20 protein-coding genes are annotated in these 16,575 nt (G+C 70.4%); 8 read left to right on the top strand and 12 right to left on the bottom strand.

Annotated features, from left to right (window positions below; translation table 11 throughout):
* The first annotated feature begins 257 nt into the window (after positions 1-257).
* From ADK41_RS00095 to ADK41_RS00085, 4 genes are all read left to right on the top strand, one after another.
* A complete protein-coding gene (locus ADK41_RS00095; protein ID WP_030819746.1) occupies positions 258-1,265 on the top strand; it encodes a hypothetical protein in 1,008 nt (335 codons plus the stop codon).
* 161 nt (positions 1,266-1,426) lie between these two features.
* Positions 1,427-1,753, top strand: coding sequence for a WhiB family transcriptional regulator (locus ADK41_RS38490; RefSeq protein WP_030819747.1), 327 nt, complete (start codon positions 1,427-1,429; stop codon positions 1,751-1,753).
* Positions 1,754-1,973: 220 nt separating this feature from the next.
* Complete coding sequence (locus tag ADK41_RS00090) at positions 1,974-2,798, top strand: hypothetical protein (protein ID WP_030819748.1); 825 nt, start codon at positions 1,974-1,976, stop codon at positions 2,796-2,798.
* A 38-nt stretch (positions 2,799-2,836) separates the two neighbouring features.
* Positions 2,837-3,334: a DUF6420 family protein gene (locus ADK41_RS00085; protein ID WP_030819750.1), complete on the top strand. Its 498-nt coding sequence runs from the start codon at positions 2,837-2,839 to the stop codon at positions 3,332-3,334.
* A gap of 201 nt (positions 3,335-3,535) precedes the next feature.
* Here ADK41_RS00085 and ADK41_RS00080 read toward each other — a convergent pair whose 3' ends face one another.
* Genes ADK41_RS00080 through ADK41_RS41490 form a run of 3 tightly spaced genes read right to left on the bottom strand, consistent with a single transcriptional unit; the run spans position 3,536 to position 5,353 of the window.
* Entirely contained in the window at positions 3,536-4,105 is a 570-nt protein-coding gene (locus ADK41_RS00080) for a peptide deformylase (RefSeq protein ID WP_030819752.1), read from the bottom strand.
* Entirely contained in the window at positions 4,102-4,293 is a 192-nt protein-coding gene (locus tag ADK41_RS00075; protein ID WP_030819754.1) for a hypothetical protein, read from the bottom strand. Before ADK41_RS00075 ends, ADK41_RS00080 begins: the two co-directional genes overlap by 4 nt.
* Before the next feature lie 19 nt (positions 4,294-4,312).
* Positions 4,313-5,353, bottom strand: a complete 1,041-nt coding sequence (locus tag ADK41_RS41490; RefSeq protein ID WP_030819756.1) for a hypothetical protein — start codon at positions 5,351-5,353, stop codon at positions 4,313-4,315.
* A gap of 235 nt (positions 5,354-5,588) precedes the next feature.
* Between ADK41_RS41490 and ADK41_RS00065 the strand changes: the two genes are divergently transcribed.
* Positions 5,589-6,389 (top strand): GNAT family N-acetyltransferase, encoded by an 801-nt coding sequence (locus ADK41_RS00065; protein WP_051842912.1) that lies wholly within the window; start codon positions 5,589-5,591, stop codon positions 6,387-6,389.
* Positions 6,390-6,419: 30 nt separating this feature from the next.
* Here the strand turns inward: ADK41_RS00065 and ADK41_RS00060 are convergent, their stop codons facing one another.
* Entirely contained in the window at positions 6,420-7,769 is a 1,350-nt protein-coding gene (locus ADK41_RS00060) for a helix-turn-helix domain-containing protein (RefSeq protein ID WP_234318570.1), read from the bottom strand.
* 189 nt (positions 7,770-7,958) lie between these two features.
* On the opposite strand from ADK41_RS00060, the gene ADK41_RS00055 reads away from it, so the two are divergent.
* Positions 7,959-8,504 (top strand): hypothetical protein, encoded by a 546-nt coding sequence (locus tag ADK41_RS00055; RefSeq protein ID WP_030819761.1) that lies wholly within the window; start codon positions 7,959-7,961, stop codon positions 8,502-8,504.
* 83 nt (positions 8,505-8,587) lie between these two features.
* Positions 8,588-9,427, top strand: coding sequence for an HNH endonuclease (locus ADK41_RS00050; protein WP_051842913.1), 840 nt, complete (start codon positions 8,588-8,590; stop codon positions 9,425-9,427).
* Positions 9,428-9,640: 213 nt separating this feature from the next.
* On the opposite strand, the gene ADK41_RS38485 is transcribed toward ADK41_RS00050, so the two are convergent.
* The 5 genes from ADK41_RS38485 to ADK41_RS42655 all read right to left on the bottom strand — a co-directional run bounded on the left by ADK41_RS38485 (position 9,641) and on the right by ADK41_RS42655 (position 12,980).
* Positions 9,641-10,093, bottom strand: coding sequence for a hypothetical protein (locus ADK41_RS38485; protein ID WP_199822358.1), 453 nt, complete (start codon positions 10,091-10,093; stop codon positions 9,641-9,643).
* A gap of 45 nt (positions 10,094-10,138) precedes the next feature.
* Positions 10,139-11,248 carry a DUF4262 domain-containing protein gene (locus ADK41_RS00040; protein WP_030819767.1) on the bottom strand — a complete coding sequence of 370 codons (1,110 nt, stop codon included), beginning with the start codon at positions 11,246-11,248 and terminating at the stop codon, positions 10,139-10,141.
* 162 nt (positions 11,249-11,410) lie between these two features.
* The gene (locus ADK41_RS00035; protein ID WP_051842915.1) at positions 11,411-11,884 is read right to left on the bottom strand and encodes a hypothetical protein; all 474 of its coding nucleotides are present in this window, start codon (positions 11,882-11,884) and stop codon (positions 11,411-11,413) included.
* 443 nt (positions 11,885-12,327) lie between these two features.
* Positions 12,328-12,540, bottom strand: a complete 213-nt coding sequence (locus ADK41_RS00030) for a hypothetical protein (RefSeq protein ID WP_030819773.1) — start codon at positions 12,538-12,540, stop codon at positions 12,328-12,330.
* The gene (locus tag ADK41_RS42655; RefSeq protein ID WP_234318571.1) at positions 12,540-12,980 is read right to left on the bottom strand and encodes a hypothetical protein; all 441 of its coding nucleotides are present in this window, start codon (positions 12,978-12,980) and stop codon (positions 12,540-12,542) included. Before ADK41_RS42655 ends, ADK41_RS00030 begins: the two co-directional genes overlap by 1 nt.
* 564 nt (positions 12,981-13,544) lie before the next feature.
* Between ADK41_RS42655 and ADK41_RS00020 the strand changes: the two genes are divergently transcribed.
* Complete coding sequence (locus ADK41_RS00020) at positions 13,545-14,495, top strand: hypothetical protein (protein WP_030819778.1); 951 nt, start codon at positions 13,545-13,547, stop codon at positions 14,493-14,495.
* On the opposite strand, the gene ADK41_RS00015 is transcribed toward ADK41_RS00020, so the two are convergent.
* The 3 genes from ADK41_RS00015 to ADK41_RS00005 form a co-directional block, all read right to left on the bottom strand.
* Positions 14,454-14,975 carry a hypothetical protein gene (locus tag ADK41_RS00015; RefSeq protein ID WP_030819780.1) on the bottom strand — a complete coding sequence of 174 codons (522 nt, stop codon included), beginning with the start codon at positions 14,973-14,975 and terminating at the stop codon, positions 14,454-14,456. The genes ADK41_RS00020 and ADK41_RS00015 overlap by 42 nt on opposite strands.
* A gap of 381 nt (positions 14,976-15,356) precedes the next feature.
* Positions 15,357-15,647, bottom strand: coding sequence for a hypothetical protein (locus tag ADK41_RS00010; RefSeq protein ID WP_030819783.1), 291 nt, complete (start codon positions 15,645-15,647; stop codon positions 15,357-15,359).
* Positions 15,648-15,800: 153 nt separating this feature from the next.
* Positions 15,801-16,433 (bottom strand): hypothetical protein, encoded by a 633-nt coding sequence (locus ADK41_RS00005; protein WP_078661789.1) that lies wholly within the window; start codon positions 16,431-16,433, stop codon positions 15,801-15,803.
* Positions 16,434-16,575: the final 142 nt, after the last annotated feature.

Raw genomic sequence — 16,575 nt, 5'->3', positions numbered from 1 at the left:
CGTACGTCTGTGCGATAGCAGTCGGCGCCCCGAGCCGACGAACGGCGTGGCGCCCCCGTCGAGTCGAGCCCGAGGGATACGGTGGCGCCCTGCGGCATCGGTCTGCTGCTCCTCACGCGAACCTCGGCCCACTGGTTCAAGGCGGAGGCGAAGAAGCTCGGCTTCGATCAGAGCCATCTCACCGACCGCACCACCGCACACCAGTGCCTGTTCCTCACGCTCCGCGGGCCGACGGAGCGGAGCGAAAGGTACCCGCCATGTCGGCCACCCAGACCAGCAGCCGGGCCCGGACGTACGCCCTCTACACCGGAGCTCCCCGCCAGCTCGCGTGCGAGGTCGTCGCCAACCTCCCCCGGCGCGCCCCTCTCATCCCCGCTCCCGCCCACCACGAGCAACTCCTCCTCGAGTCCGAGGTGTTCTACTGGGTTCTCGGCTCCCAGCGGAACTTCTTCGAGTTCCCCTTCGGTATCCAGTACGTGCAGCCCACCGCGGACGGCATCAGGCTCCACCTGGAGAGCAACGCGAGCCTCGACAGCCTGCTGGCCGGCCTGCTGCCCGGGCGGGTGAGCGTGGGTACCGGCGACGACGAGATCCACGGCCTCAACGGGTGCCGAATCACGGCACGAAGCGAGCGCGGCATTGAGCTCCGCCGCCTCGGACAGCCAACCAGCATCCGGCTCACCGGCCCCTCGCGACGAGCCTTCCAGAAGGCCGAGGCAGCCCTTGCGCAGCAGATCCAGAGCAACGGGGGAGAGGCCTGCTGGCTGGCCGGCGACACCTGGACTCCCTACGAGAAGCAGTGGGACACCGAACGGCAGCCGCTCATCTACGAGAAGATCTGGCGGGACGCCGCCTGGCTCCCCAGCGGGCTGCTGCGCCGCCTCGGACTCCTCCACACCGTCGCCGTCCCCCAGGTCGTCACCGGCCACGAGTCGCGGCTGGGGGAGTGGTGGATCCTGCAGCTCGAGCACGATTCCGAGACAGCCCTGCGCCGCGCCGAGCTGGTGCAGGCCCTGACCGACCCGGAGCATGGTCTGCCGCTGGAGCTGTGCGGTCACCGGGACCTGACGCCCGGGGGTAGCCTCGGCCTGGTCCTGTTGAAGTCTCCAGATCGCAGCGCCGCTCTCCAACTGCGCTACGACCGGATCGATTACCCGATCAGGAAGCACCGCGCCGAGATGTTCGCGGCGATCCGTCGGCGCACCAGTGCCCTGACGGGCGAGGCATCGTTGCCCGTGATGCCCGGTTGCTCGGGCACCGGCTGAGGGGGGCACGAGGCGTTGGGGCCTTGGTCAAGGCCCCTTCGCCCGAAGGGATTGCCGCAATGCGGCGATGTCCCATGCCGTAGGCGGTTGCCGTACCGTTCTCGGACTGCGCCTGCCCAGGGGAGTGCGGCGGGCCGGACCGGGGAGAGGACGGCGTCGGGGTGAACGGGGAAGACCAGGAGAACTGGGGTAAGCGAGCGGTCTGCCGAACCGCTGATCCGGACGAGCTCTTCGTGGACGGCACGGCCCAGAACAGGGCCAAGGCCCTCTGCACCGGCTGCCCGGTGCGCACCGAGTGCCTGGCCTATGCCCTCGACCATGGCATCGAGCACGGAATCTGGGGCGGCATGACCGAGCGTGAGCGGCGGGCTCTCCTGCGACGGCGCCCCCTGGTCACGTCATGGAGACGCCTGCTCGAAGCCGCCCGATCGGAACACCAACGACTTGCCAGCCCGGACGAAGGACACGCCTGGGACGTCGCAGGATGAAAGCACGCCGGCCCCAGGACCCCCGCTCCCCGCGGTACCGCCCGGCGCGGACAGGAGGTGTTGGGCCGGGGCCGTGCGCGCCGGACGGCACCGCGGCCTGAGTGGCTGGAGCCGGGCCCGTCAGGGTCTGCGGGCTGGAGCACGCGGCCGGGGGAAATTGGCGGTGATGCGGCCGCCCGCCCGGCAGAATCGGGTGATCGACACGCCCTTTGGGGGAGCTATGCAGGAACTCCGCTTCGACGACGACATCCGGTTCACCGTGGAAGTCAGCAGCGACCAGACGTGGCTGCACCGCGCACTGGGAGCCCACGAGCTGAGCGTCCAGCTCGCTGTCGGGGTGTCGCCCTTCACCGAGGCCGGGAAGATCCTCGCCCTGGAGGCGGACCTGTTCGGCTTCGAGGCGACGGGGCAGCGCTCCCGGCTTGCCCGGACCACGGCGAACCTGGCGTACACCCCGAAGGTGACCGTCCACCGCGTGAACCTGTCGTTCCCGCTGACCTCGTTGCAGGTCCACGCCATCGAGGAGGGCCGCGCCGGCGATGTCCGCTTCGAGATCGACCTCAACGCGACCCTGCCGCAGGCGCCCGGGTATCCGGGGAGCACCCAGGACACGGCGCACATCACCATCGCCAAGAGCCGGTGGGAACAGCAGCTGGCGCAGCTGGGGCCGTCTGCGGCGTTCGAGATGGCCGTGCCGTACCCGCTCGGCGACCCGGAACGGGACGAGGTTGGACGGACGCTGCGGGAGGCACAGCGGCTGCTGACCGCGAACGAGGTGCGGGCGTCGATCCTGGAGGTCAGGCGGGCGCTGGAGTGGGTCCGGGAGAACGTCACCTGGGACAACCCCGGATCGAGGAAGCAGGCCAACCAGTGCAACCAGACCGAGCGGTGGTGGCGGATCCAGGACGCCCTCTACAGCCAGACCTGCGGCGCCCTGCACAACGACGCGGTCACCAAGACCTTCAAGTACGACCGGGCCGAGGCGGAGACGCTCCTGGCGATGACCGCCGCACTGCTGCGGAACGTGCCCGTCACCAGCGCGTGACGGCCCGGCGCCCGCCCCGCGACCGAGACGAGGACCGCATGGCAATCGAGCACAACGGCATTGCAGGCCCCTACTTCGAGTACGACGGACTGCCCGCCCAGCACGTGGTGGACAAGGATCTGCCGCTGATCCATCCGTACGGCCCGGTGACGCCCGGCCGCTATCTCACGCCCGGCGGCGGACGGCTCACCATCCGCCCGGCCGAGAAGCGCGCCCACACCCGGATCACGCTGGACCACCTGGGTTGTCCCGCCCAGGTCACCGATGAGAAGGACGCCGCCTTCATGCGGCTCGCCCAGGCTGCCGAGGGGTACTGCGTGCAGGCCAGGTGCCGACACCACGCCGCGTACTCGGGCGGGGTGCTGCGCATCTTCGAGGTACGCAAGGGGAGCATCGAGCTCACCGCATTCGTGCGCGCCGCGCTCGCGGTCGAGCTGGGGGACTTCACCCCCACGGACCGGCTCTTCCAGGAGACCGAAGCACTGGTCGGGCCTGTCCGCCGGGACGGCGAGGGGGACCAGGCCAGCGGCGGCTAAACGCCCGATGTCCGCCTGTCGCGGCGGTACCGGCGGGCCCATGAAAGCGGGGAGGTGCGGCGCCACGGGGGGAGCGCCGCACCTGCGACCAGCGTAGCGATCCACCGCCCGGCCCGGGCTCAATTGTGCGACCGGCAACGGAGAAGGCCCCGGACCTCGGTCCGGGGCCGTCGTCGTGGAAGACCGTCAGCCTGTCCCTGGCTAGGAGTCGTAGGCCCACGACCGGCCGGTCTGCCGGTACTGCTCGACCGGGATCGGCTCGACGCCGGGTCGCATCCGGCTCACGTACAGCATCCCGTTGAGGTGGTCGATCTCGTGGGCGACGAGCCGGGCAAGACCCCGTTCGTACACCGTGGTGACGGTGGTGCCCTCCAGCGTCGTGGTCTCGACCGTGATGCGCAGCGGGCGGGGGACCATCCCGCGGACGTCGAAGAACGACAGGCATCCCTCGTACTGCTCGTCGGCGTCGCCGGAGGCCTCCGTGACGCGGGGGTTGAGAAGGACGATGGCGCCGGCGCCCTCGTCGGGCGGCTGGACGGCGGCGGCCGCGCGGCCGATGCCGATCTGCGGGGCCGCCAGTCCCATGCCCTTGGCGAAGGGGTGCACCCGGCCGATCCGCTCCATGGCGGCGAACAGCGCGTCCACGGCCTGCTCGGCGGCCTGCTGCTCGGCGGGCAGGTCGAACGGGCGGGCCGTCTCGGTCAGGACCGGGGCGCCGCGCTGGACGACCCCGAGGTCGCGCATCTGCTGACTGGGCCGCACCTCGGTCACTTGAACTCCCCTTGCATCACGTCCTGTTCGGGCCGGGCCCGGAACCTCCATTCCAGACGATAGCGAGCATGCAGGGCCGGGCGGCCGGTCGACCAGGTGAAGACGCGCATGCCGTCCTCCTCCCGGCGGCCGGGGGCACTGGGCAGGGGAGACGCCTCGGCGGTCATCGACGTCTCGGTGCCTTGCATCACCGAGTCCCTGGGGTCCCTACACGTTCGGGTCGCCGTCCCGGCCGACCTCGTGGGCGAGGTGGAGAACACCCTTGGCACCGAAAACGGTGTGGAACCTCACCAGGCCGCCGGCCTCGTCGGTTCCGGAAGCCGCGTCATCGAACCAGCGGCTGGAGCGCAGGGCTTGGGCGACGCACTCAGCCAACGCAGCACCGATGGGCGCGACTGAGGTATCAAGCGACCCCAGCTCGGGCAGGTCCTCCAGGTCCATGCCGTAGTGCTCCAGGTGCTGGATGAGTAGATGCGCCAGGGCACGCGACGGGTCGCTGGTGTGGCGCTGCCCGTCGTCGGGGTCCATCACCCCGGGGAAGACCACCGCGCGGGTGAAGAAGTCGCACAGGGCCCCGAACACCTCCGGGTCCGGGTTGTGGCTGCGGCCGTCGCGTGCCTTGAGTGCCCACTGCAGGATGACGTCCACGTGTGCGCGCCGGGCCCGTTCCCCAGCGTCCAGCGCGCCGACGTCGCTGGACCCGCGGGCGTCGGTATCGGCGATGCCAACGACCTCCGCGGGCAACTGCGCCTCGGCAGGATGAACCCCGTCCAACTCGTTCTGCCACCGGTCGAACGTCGCGGCTTCCTCTTCGGCCCGCTGATAGGCCGCGTCGTACTTGTCGTCGCCCAGGACCGCGGCCGACTCCGACCACTGCGCGAGCAGAGCAGCGTGCTCCCACCGGTCCTCGGATGCGGGAAGCTGATTGCGGCGCCCGTCCATCAGGGCCGGCAGCAGCGCGGTGATCGCCTCCGGTGCCGCCAAAACCGGCACCGGCAACGCGACGGGCTTGTCACCGCCCCGCTCCTGGTAGGCCCAACCCGTGGACGAGTTCCACACCAGCTCCAGCCCGTTGGGCCACTCCTCGCCGGTCAGCTCCGCAGCGCCGCCGATCCACGACCACCGGGCTTCAGTCGTACCCCGCGCCGCTGCCCGGCGCACCGCGAACTCGGCATCCGCGTAGCCGGCGCGTGCGAGAGCACCCTCCATGACGCGCGGGTACCTCTTCCAGCCCCTGAACTGGTCCACGTATGCCCTCTCCTGCTGCTCCGAACGGCTTGCCTCTCTCCTGGTCAGCCTGCCACCCGCCACCGACACCACCCCCACCGGCGATCGAACACGAACCGAAAGCGCGATCGGCAGTGCGATCCCTGCGGCCGCCCGCCACCCGCCAGGCCCGGCCACCGTAACCCCAGCCACCCGCCGGTGGACTCTCTGAACGAAGCCGCCCCGGGCGCAGCCGTACGCTGCCAAGGTGGCACCCATGGAATCCGTCGACACCGCCCTGGGCCGTGTCTGGCCCGCCCAGTTGCGCACCGACCGTCTCCTCCTGCGGCCGGTCACCCGGGAAGACGGCCCCCTGGTGAGCGAGTTGTTGACCGACGACCGTGTCCGCGCGCACCTTGGCGGTCCGGTCACGGAGGGGCGCGTCGCCGCCCGGCAGGCCGCCTATCCGACGACGGCCGGCGCGTGGACCGTCGTCCGCGTCGCCGACGAGCGGCCGATCGGCCTGGTGACCATCGGCGCCGACCACCGGTGCGAGGGCCGCGCCGAAGTCTCCTACCAGTTGCTCCCCGCGGCCTGGGGCGAAGGGCTGGGCAGGGAGGCCGTCGCCGCGGCCGTCAGCTGGTGGACGGACGCCGTCCCCGGCGGTGGCCCGCTGGTCGCGGTCACGCAGAAGGCCAACCGCGCCTCGTGCCGCATGCTGGAGGCGATCGGCATGACGGTCGTCGACGAGCTCGACGAGCACGGTGCGCGCCAGTGCCTCTACACTCCCGCGTGCGACCAGGACGACAGCGACCTGCGCTGGGTCCGCCTGCTCGCCGAGCGGCGGGACGCCGTCGAACGTTGCCGAGGCGCCCAGGCACGCGCGACCGCGGCCGGCCAGAACCTTCCCGACGACCTTGCGGCGCTCACCCCCGAGGAACTGGCCCGGCTGTGCCCCGCCCGCCACGGCGCCTACGGCCGGATCTGCGCCCGCATGGCCGATCACACGCCGGACCTTCACCTGGGCCGGGCACAGGACGGCGCGTGGATCGCCTGGCTGACGACGCCTGACGCCTGACCGGGCGCGGCCGAGGGAGCGCGTCGGCGCTCAGAACTCGTCGGCGCGCATGGGGACGAGTTCGGCGACCTCGAACTGGGTCGTCTCGGGGTGCAGTTCGAGGAACCGGTCGATGACCTGGGCATGCGCCTGGCCGGTGAACAGGTCCAACGCCACGGGGTCGAGGGGACCGTCGTCCAGCTGCAGGTATGTCATGGCCAGATGGGCGCCGTGGTGCAGAGCGTCCTTCTCGGTGGGGTAGGTCCAGGTGCTCAGCTCGCGTTCCGGCTCGCTGCGGTGCAGCAGAACCCACGGCCCGCCGGCCGCCCCCTTGGGCGCGTCGGCCAGGGCCCGGCAGGTACGGCACCACGACGCGTTCGCAGCAAGCCGCTCCGCCGAACCGGCACCCCACACCGGCTCCGGCACGACGACGCGCGCGACATCCGGCCGTACGGGCAGGGGCTGCGGCTTGCGGGTGAGCAGTTCGGGGACCCGGTAGGCGGTGCGGGCGCGGCCCTTCCTGCCGGCCGGAGGCTGCCACAGTGCCCGCGGCCACGGCTCGTCGAGCGTCACCGAGGGGCTGGGGCTGAGGGGATGGCCGAGGTCGACCCGGTCCCCGTAGGACGGGGCCGGCTCCTCCCCCGGAGGCAGCGGCAGCAGCCACCCGGCCGCGTCCTTCACCCAGGACTGCCCGCAGCCGCACCAGTGCACGGCGGCAGCCTGCTCGGCGGGGCTGTCGTACCAGTCCGGCTCCTCCCGGCCCAGCCCGAGGCGCGCCATGGCGGTCGGCTTCTCGCACGGGCAGGACGCGAACCTGTACAGCTGCACATCGGGCTGCTCGTCGCGCGAAGCGTGCAGCCACGCCGGATGGACACCCAGTGCCCCGGCCAGTGCCTCCCGCTCTCGATCCCCGGGTCGGGAGCGGCCCGCCGCCCAGTGTCCGATCTGGTGCGCCCCGACGCCGACGTCGCCGCCCAGGCTGACCGCGGTCTTCGCGGCCGCCTCCTGCCATAGCCGCAGGCGCCGCGCGAGGGGGGACAGCTCCAGCAGCGCCCACACCGGGTGCTCCCCCTGGGGCTCGACGTGATCCGGATCGTCTTCCCACACCTCATGGAGCTCGTTGTAGGAAAAGGCGTGCTCGGCCAGCGTCTCGGTCACCCACCGGCGCACTGCGGCGTCGTCCGCCCACTGCTCATCGGTGGCCTCCCGAGCCGCGGCGTCCGCGTTTTCCGCCAGCACCAGCTCTTCGTGCAGTGGGAACACCAACTCCTCGACGGTCAGCAGCGCCCGGGAGGCGACGACACGGCGGGCCGGCTCCGGCGCCGCGCCGCTCAGCACGCCCGACAGCACGTCGACGGCCCGTACCACCAGCCGGTCCTGCTGCTTTCCCCACCTGCTCACTTGGACCCCCTCCCGCGGCCGCCGCGGCCCCGCACGTGCCACATCATCCCGGCCACGACACGGACGCGGGCGACAACGCCCGAAGTTCACCCACACCAGAACAGGCCCGCCCCGCACCCCGGACAGCCAGCGGCGCCCGGCATCAGACCCAGCACAACCGCCAGCTACGCGGCCACATACGCTGTGCCGATGCCCGTCGTGCCCCCGCTCTTCAGCGATGCCGAGACCGACCACCCCGCCATCGCCCAGTGGTGCTCCACCATCCTGGCCGGTGACACCGCCCGCCTGCTCCTCCTGGGACCACACTGGTCCGGCAAGTCCCACGCCGCTTACGCCGGGCTGCGCCGTCTTCTCGCCTCCGGCTACCGCGAGGAGAACATCACCGTCCACCAGGCCCACGATCTCGGGCGCAGCTACGAGCCCAGCTTGATCGAGAACACCACCGCCATCACGGTCATTGACGACCTGACCCTCTCCGTCGATCTGGTGCGCGAGGCCAAGGTGCCGCTGAAGCCCGACACACCCGACGTCCAGGCCATGATGGCCCTGGAAGCGGGAGCACTCGCAGATGCCGTCGCCCGCCTGAGCCTGCTGCCGCGGCGCTCCTGGCTCCTGATCGCCTCGAACCTCGACTGCCTCGTCGAGGCGGTCGGCCAAGAGACCGCCGAGCGCCTCGTCGCCGTCGCCGAGCAGGCCGAACTCGCCCCCCGCCCCCGGCCGACCCTGCGCTGGTAGCAGCCGGACAACCAGCACGCCCGCCGCACCTCAACCGCTGGACTACGCTGCGCGTTGTCGTCAGGGCGAAGGAAGGGCGGGCTGTGGCCAAGCGGACGAACGGCTCCGACAGGAACCGCAAGGAGCCGGTGTCCGGCGTCGCGCGCCGACTGTGGGCGTTCTCCGGCAACGAATGCGCCTGGGGCGACCCACACTGCTCAACGCGGCTGGTCACAGATGAAGGCGCCTGGGTCGGCAAGATCGCCCACATCATCGGCGCCGAGCCTGGCAGCGCCCGGCACGAGGCATGGGACGGCAAGGACGTCGAACAGCTGCGGGACTTCGACAACCTGATGCTGCTGTGCGGGGTGCACCACGACCTGATCGACAGCAGCGTCACCCGGCACGACTACACCGTCGAGTACCTGCGGGCAGTCAAACAGAAGCACGAGGCCAAGTACCGGTACACGCTCGACGACATCGAGGCCGAGTTCCGCGACACGGTCAACGGCTCCCTGGTCCAGCCCGCCACCACCATGCGCCGCTTCTTCGCCTGGGAGGATGCCAACCAGGACCCGGAGGACGAACAGGACTTCCTCGAGCTGGTCAACCGCTTCGCGGGGCGTGTCGGCGGCCTTACGCGGATGGCCCGGCAGGTGCTCGCCCTCGTCGTGCACGAGCAGACCACGGACTTCGAGCTGGTGCTGAGGCGTTTCTCGGCGGACCGTACGACGCTGCTCAGCGTCGTACGCGAGCTCCAGAAGGCGGAGATGGTCTACCTCCACGCCGAGGAGTACGACGAGGACCGCGGACAGCTTTCCCTGCTCGGTGGCGCTCTGGAGGGCGTCCCCGAAATGTGGGACGAGCTTCGGGGCTTCTGCCGCGACGAGAACGTCGACGTGAAGGAGATCCTGGTGGACCTCGACTTCTCCCGCCTGGACTGAGCCGCCCGTGATCAACCGGCGGGAGTGGCGGCCCCGGCCGTACTGCGTCCCGTCACGGGGACCGGGGCCTGTCCCGCACTCTCCATTCCGGCACGGGCCACAGCGAGCCTAACGGGTGCGCCGAGAGCCCCTGCCCGAATCTCCACCAGCTCGACTCACCGGCCGGGACGAGGTACCGAGGACGAGCACGGCGAGGAGACTGCCGCAAGGCATTCACGCCGCCGGCTTCCGTACAGGACCGGTTCCACGAGCGGCGACACCGGCGGCACCGTCCTTGCCGTCCTGGACGTGCTCCGTGGCGGCCTCGCCGGGCTTGGCGGTGGCACCGTAGAAGCCACCGAAGGCCTCGACACCTCTCTTCCCCTCCAGTTGGGCGAGCAGCGCCGCCGCGGCCACGCCGCGCGCCAGTTCGCTCGCGGTCCGGACCACACGGTTCTGCGCGCGTCCCGACCGAGGACGACCATCGCTGAACTGCAGCACGTCACCGTTCTCGCCCAGGCTGCCACCAGCGCGCTCGGCTTCACCACGTAGCCAGGCCTTGGCCTGCTCGCGCGAATGGCCCCATTGCCTGAGCTTGTACGCGATTTCAGCGCCGCAGAGCGGAACCGCGAAATCCAGGAAGAGCCGCAGCTCGTCAATAGCATTCAATGGTTCAGGCTGGCGCATAGAAGAATCTCCTAGAACATAAAGAGTCGGAAACCCGAAATAGGGCTAAAGAAGTGGCTGGGTTCCAGGAGAAAGCGAGCAGGAAGCGTCAGTCGGAAAGACGCCGTCACTATCGGGCCACACGGCCTGCCAATACGGCACGGCAATCTCCTGGCCGTACACCGCACGCAGCATCGCGAAGGGCTCCAAGGACTCCACGGGGCGCATGAGCAGTTGGAATCCGTCCGCAAGAAGCCCGTTCAGCACCTCACCGGAAACCGGACCAGACGATCCGGCGAACCGCTCGGCGACGGAATGGAGTACGCCCTGCATCACCCGGACGTCCAGGCCGGTCATCACGAACTCCTGCCCCAGAGACTCGTGCAGACCGATGGTGTAGCAATAGGCGGCAGAACCCCCATCACCAAGAACCGGCTGGATAGCGAACCCGTGCTCCGCGATCACGGCCCGCAGCCGAGCAACGTACGCCGCCATGAAGTCGGGCGGACACACCGGGCACTCCTCATCTCCGCAAGAATCGTGAGGGCGGCCCTTCGGCAAGACATTGGCCGCGGCATCGGGTGTGAAATCGAGATCGCGGACGACCAGCTGGGACGGGTCACCGTCCGGACGGAATGACTCCAGAGCCGGGAGATCGATCAGGCCCCAGCCGCCCTGCGACAGGTCACCCCCCAGGCACGACCACCCGTAGGCCCGGCCGCTCGCGTCGTCGACCTCAACGACGTACCACTGGCCCCAGGCGGAGGAGTACCGGAGGCGGACCACCCTGTGCTCATGCGGCTCCAAGGCCGTTGCCCACAGAGCCGGGATCTCGGCCAGCACCTCCGGAGCCGGGTAGAAGCCGTGGCCGCGCTCCTCGCGCCACAGCTCGGGCGGCCGCGTCCCGACCGGAGCGCCCCCCTGCGCAGAGCCCTCGGGGTCGGGCTGGGCGCGGAAGATGGCCTGCTCCACATCCGGGTGATAGATCGAGACCTCCTCGCCGTCCCAGCGCACGGCGTACGCCTCCAGGTCACCGGGCAAAGCGAGCAGTTCGGGGACGGTCTCCATCGCCCTGAGGAAGAGGGCGATGAACAGCTCTTCGCGTCCTCCGGCATCGGCAGAGACGGTGGTTCGCTCCCAGGGGTGCCCGAGGAAGCGCATGCGGATGTCCGCCATGATCAGTTCTCCAGTGAATCGTGGGGTGGGGAGGCCGACGAGGGCCTGGCCGAGGGCGTGCGTCGCCGCTCAGGCGATCGCGGAGCGGCGACGCTGCGTCTCCGCGCGCATCACGGGCCAGCCGGCCCCGACGGAGTGAGAAGAGGGAGGAGCGAGCCCGGATCAGGAGGCTGACGACTGCTGGGCCCGGTACTTGCCCACCACGGCGAGCACGGCGACGCCGAGCAGGTCGGCCCCCTCACCCGCCATCCAGTCGCCGAGTGTCGCTTCCGGGCTGCTGCTGAGCCGCTGGATGAGCTCGTGCACGCCGACATGGGGAGCGCCCTCGGCATCGCAACCAGCCTCGAAGTGCCCGAAGTCGGGGGCGTACGCGTGGTAGTGCCCGTCGGCGCTCCAGTGAGGGTCCTGCCACAGCTCGAACACGGCGTTCGGGGCGTCCTCCTCCAGCCGCGCGGCGACTTCCTCGCAGAGGCCCAGTGCGGCGTCCCGGGCGCGGTAGACCTGCCCCAGCGTGAGGGCCTCGGCGGGACCACGCTCATACTCGCCGCGAAGTTTGTGCTCCCGCATGAGGTCGAGAAGCGCGACGACCTCGCCAGCGGGAATCGAATGGATGCGGAGCTGCAGATCAGCAGACACGATTCTTCCTAGGATCGAGCGCCACGGCGGGCGCGCATGAAGAGGGGCAGCACCGCGGGCGCTGTCGGCAGCGGTGAAGTAGAGGGGCTTCGGTCACTCGGCCGGCGCCCTCGCACCTGCGGGGGAGGGGGACCTGTCGGCGTTTGGTGTGTGGGCGGCTCTTCGGCCGTCCGGCGTTACGTCGAAGGCCTGGTTGAGAGCAGCCGTCAGAACCGCGATGCCTCACGCCGCCAGCTGCGCGTCTCGGCGCGGCGAACCAGACGGCGGAACCAGGGCCCCTTTTCGCCCTCATCGCTGTACCGGCCCGGCAGGATCTTGCTCCCCACGGAGCCGGTCCGAGCGTTCTTGACCTTGCGACGCCTCGCGGGACGCTTCTTCGCCCCGGTTCCCGGGACGGGGGTGCTCATGTTGAGATCAACTCCGCATCTGTTTGCCCCGATGCCTTACGCGGCGTCGTTTTCGGCGCAGTCGGGGCAGTCGTCGGGACAGCGGTCTTGGGTGCCGTAGGTGTGAACCGCACAGCGCACACAGGGGTCGACGGAGGCGACGTAGTCGCCGTCTTCGGTACGGGTTTCTCCGGCCCAGTCGTCAGCCGGGATCCCAGTCGGTTCGTTGCAGTGGCCGCAGTTGACCTCGCCGGGACGGTAGATGGCCATCAGCCCTCACCGACCATCACCGGCACGCCTGACGTCCGGCACTCCTGGCCGCGCACGAAGTGGCGATCCAGTCGGCCGTTGATCAGATCGACAACCGCACCGCACCCGGCGGCCGGGCAGCGGACGGCCATGACCCGGCCCTCGTCGTCAAGGAGGGGCATTTCGGATGCGATGGCCATCGCGGTCTGCTCGCCCTTCAGGCATACGGAGAAGGTCACCGCGCCGCCGGCCTCTACGTCATCGAGACACGATTGGCACAGGGGTCGCCTACGCGCTCGGGCCGTGGCCTCTGGCGACGGAGTCACACGGTGACCGTCGGGAGAGATGCCGGGCGGCAGGCCCGTCTCGGGGTCGATCAAGAGGCTCGGGGCGGTGTGTCGTTCCAGTTCGTGAAACATCGTCGGGTGGCCGCAACAGGGGCACTTCATCAGATAGAACACGCGAGCTCTCACGATCGTCGGAGTGGTGCGGGTAGGCGCGGACGGCCCTCATGGGGAAAGACCGCTTTTGTGTGGGGCTGCTCCAGGAGATCCAGCCAGTGACCTCGGGCGCTTCGTCTTCCTCGACGAGGCCGCGGGCGGCGGTCTGCTGGGCGGGTGGCTTTTCGGCCGGTTCTTCGGCCGGCCTTACGAGAACAACAGTACACACTGAAACGCAAATACACAACAGTGCCGGCATCCATGCAAGACACGGCGCGGTCCGGCCGCCAGCCCGTACGAGAACGAGGACCGTCTGCCTCGGTGCCCCGAGCCAGGTGCCGGAAGGCGCGAGAGGCCCATCCGATCGCCGCCGTCCCTAGACCGCGCTGCCCTCCGGGCCGCCGCCGCACAGCCGTCTGCCCGCCCTCGTCACCGGCCCCGGCGCGCCAGGGCGAAAGGGGCGCGCGGAGCCGACCGGGTGTGCGCCCTGCCCGAGGCACGGCCGGACCCGTACCGTCGCAAGATCGGGCCGAAGACCCCGGGGGCGCCCGGGACACAGCGGCAGGGGAGGACGGTGGCGTGGTCGTGGAGCGCAGGAGGGTACTGGGCACCGGGCTCTGCGCGGCGGTGCTATGGACGGGCGGCACGACACCGGTGCTGGCCAGCGGGCGCGGCCAGCACCTGACCGAGGGGGATCTGCCGGCCGCGCGCAGGCTGTTCGCCGCCGGCAGGTACGACCGGCTCCACCAGGTGCTCCCTGGGATGGTGGCCCGCGCGAGCGAGAGCGAGCGAACGGGCCCGGTCGGCGCCGGCCGGGCGGCGGGGGTATGGGTTCTCGTCTCTCAACTGGCGGTGAAGGAAGGCGAGATGGACATGGCGGCCGCCTTCGCGGTCCGGGCTGGGACGGCGGCCCGGCGCTCGGGCCGACCGGTACTCCTCGCGGCCGCCGCGCGCGCGGCCGCGACACCGCTGCGCCGTACGGGCTGCGCGGACACGGCCCTGCAGCTGCTCGGGGAAGCGCACGATGCGCTGGACACCGCTCTCCGGCCGGCCGCGGCCGTCTTGGACGCGTCCGGCATGGTGGCCCTGACCGCGGCATACACCGCCGCACAGGCCGAAATGCCCTCCGCCGCCGAGCAGTTCGCGTCCCTGGCCGAACACACCGCGGCCCGCCTCCTCCGCGACTGCGGACGGCTACCGGCGGGTGGGGAGCTGTCACCAGCGCAGTGCCTGCTGTACCGGGTCGGCATCCACCAGAAGCTCGGCGAGGTCGACCGCGCCCTGGCGTACGCCGCGGGCCTGGAACCGACTGCGCTGCCCACGCCGGAGCGCCGAGCCCGCGCGGCGACCGACACCGCCCGCGCCCTGCTGGCCGCCGACGACGTGCCGACCGCGTTCGCCCAGCTACAACTCGTGGAGCGGGCCGCACCGCAAGAGGCCCGCCGCCCCTCCGTACGCGCGCTGTCGGCCGAGGTCGCCGCGCGCCGACCGGACCTACCCGGCCTCACCGCCTTCGCCCGCCGCACCGCCACCTGACTGCCCCGCCGACCGAATCCCCACCGCGCCCTCCTCGTACAGTCTGATCAGGGTCGAACAGACCGTGCAGGCTGTTGCCGGGAACTTCTCCAGCTCCGAGTGGACGCGGCAGTTGCCAGCCGCGTCGACCGGCCAGCCGTGGCGGTGCTCCAGCCAGTCGTTGTAGTCCATGCCGGTCAGCTCGAGGAACTCGTACTGCTCAATCGGCTGCGCCTCCCACTGCTCACGCAGCCTGTCCATGAACTCCTGACGATTCACTGTGCTGGTGTCCTGGGATGTGGAGGTAATACAGCTCCGCACCGCGTCGGCTCCGCACTGGTAGCCGATGGTGATGGCATTAGCGATGATCAGTACGAGCTCCGGATCGTCCACCCATTCGGACTGTGTCCACATCACGATCTCCCCCTCGTCGTCGGAGAGGTAGATGGAGTCGGCGTCGAGAACTACGCGAAACCCGCGATCGGGCGCAGCGCTGGTCATAGGTGAGGGCTCCTCTGTGCGGTGGCGATGGTGGTGGGGCCCGGCCCCGGCCCCCTGGGAAGGAGGGGGTGTTGGGGCCGGGCCCGGGGTGGGCGCGGGTGGGTCCTGGGGGGTCGGACCGGTCCTGCCCTGGTCTCTTCGGTGGTTCAGTGGCCGTTGGGCGATCGGGTGGGTGAATGGGGAATCGAACCCCGCGCGCCCGCTCAGCGAGTCGTGCCGTGTCCAGACGGTTCACCCGGGGTGCCGGCCCGGCCCCTGGGTGGAGGGGATTTGGGGGGCCGGGGCCGGGCTGGTGGTGGGCGTGGGCGGCCCTGCGGGGGGTTGGGGCCGCCCTGCCCTGGTCGGTGGCTTAGGCGGCCTTGTAGCCGCTGAGCTTCTTGCTCAGGTGGGCCCGCCATCCGCTGCTGCTCGGGGTGCGCGCTCCGGCATCCCGGTCTCCTTGAGCCGGACGATGCGGGTGTAGCTGACGGTGGAGCGGTAGTTCTCCATGCCGTCCTCGATCTTGAACTTCCGGCCGTCCGACGTGTGGATCAGCTCCCGGCCGATCTTGGCCACGGTGACCATCGTGTAGCCCCAGTGGACCTGGCACGTCTCGTACTGGGCGACCTGGTCACCGACCTTGATGCCCTGGAGCTGCGGATCCGGGTTCCGCACTGCCTCGCTGAAGTCCATGTAGGTCTCTCACTCTTGATGTCGCCCTGGCCCGCCGCGCCCCAGCTAAGGCGCTCGGTGTGGGAGGGGCTGGGTCCGGGCTCCGTGGGGCCGGGTGGTGGGCGCGGGCGGCCCTCCGGGGGGTGGAGGGCCGCCCTGCCCTGGTCGGGTGGCTTAGGCGGCCTTGTGGCCGTTCAGCTTCTCGGTGAGCTGCGCCTTCTTGAGCTGGAGGGCCTTGATCAGGTCGTCCACCTCCTTGATCTGGGGCGCGAGGACCTCGGCGCGCTGGGCGTCGAGGAACTTGCCGTACTTCGCCTCACGCTTCGCGGTCGCCTTGTCGGCCCGGTAAATCTTGACCAGCTCGGTCACCAGGTCCTGGACCGCCAGGAACGTCGCCTTGCTGGCCGTGGTCGACGGCGACTTGACCTCGGTCGCCGCCGCCCGGAGGTGACCCCGGAGGAACCGCACCTTCGGCGCGCTCTCCTTCTCGGCCTCCGGGTCGACGTCCAGGTCGGCCGGGTTGACCAGCTGGTGACCGATGATGAACGCGGCCTCCAGCTCCTCGCCCAGCATCGGGACGTCCGTGCGCTCGTCGCGCTCCGCGCCGCCCTTGCCGAACTGGACGTTCAGCAGCCCCGGGACCTCGGGGAACGGGTTGTAGTCCGGGTGGATCACGATCGCGCCGACCGGCAGCGCACCGTCCTGGAAGACGCGGGACAGGTCGTAGATCGTCTCGCCGTTCTCGCCCTCGGAGACAGAGTACGAGTAGGTGCCGGTCTGGGTGGTGAACGTCTGGGTGCCGGACATGAAGATCCCCTCCAACAGGGTCAGGTGGTGTGGATTCTCGGCCGGTTCTTCGTTCCCCCGACCTCGTGATAACTACAGTACACACCGAACCGCGAATACGCAACACCGGAACGGGATCACCCCCACACGCTCAACCAAACCC

Origin of the sequence: Streptomyces caelestis (assembly GCF_001279005.1) — a bacterium.
GTDB lineage: Bacteria > Actinomycetota > Actinomycetes > Streptomycetales > Streptomycetaceae > Streptomyces > Streptomyces heliomycini.
This window is presented reverse-complemented; position numbering and strand designations above follow the sequence as displayed.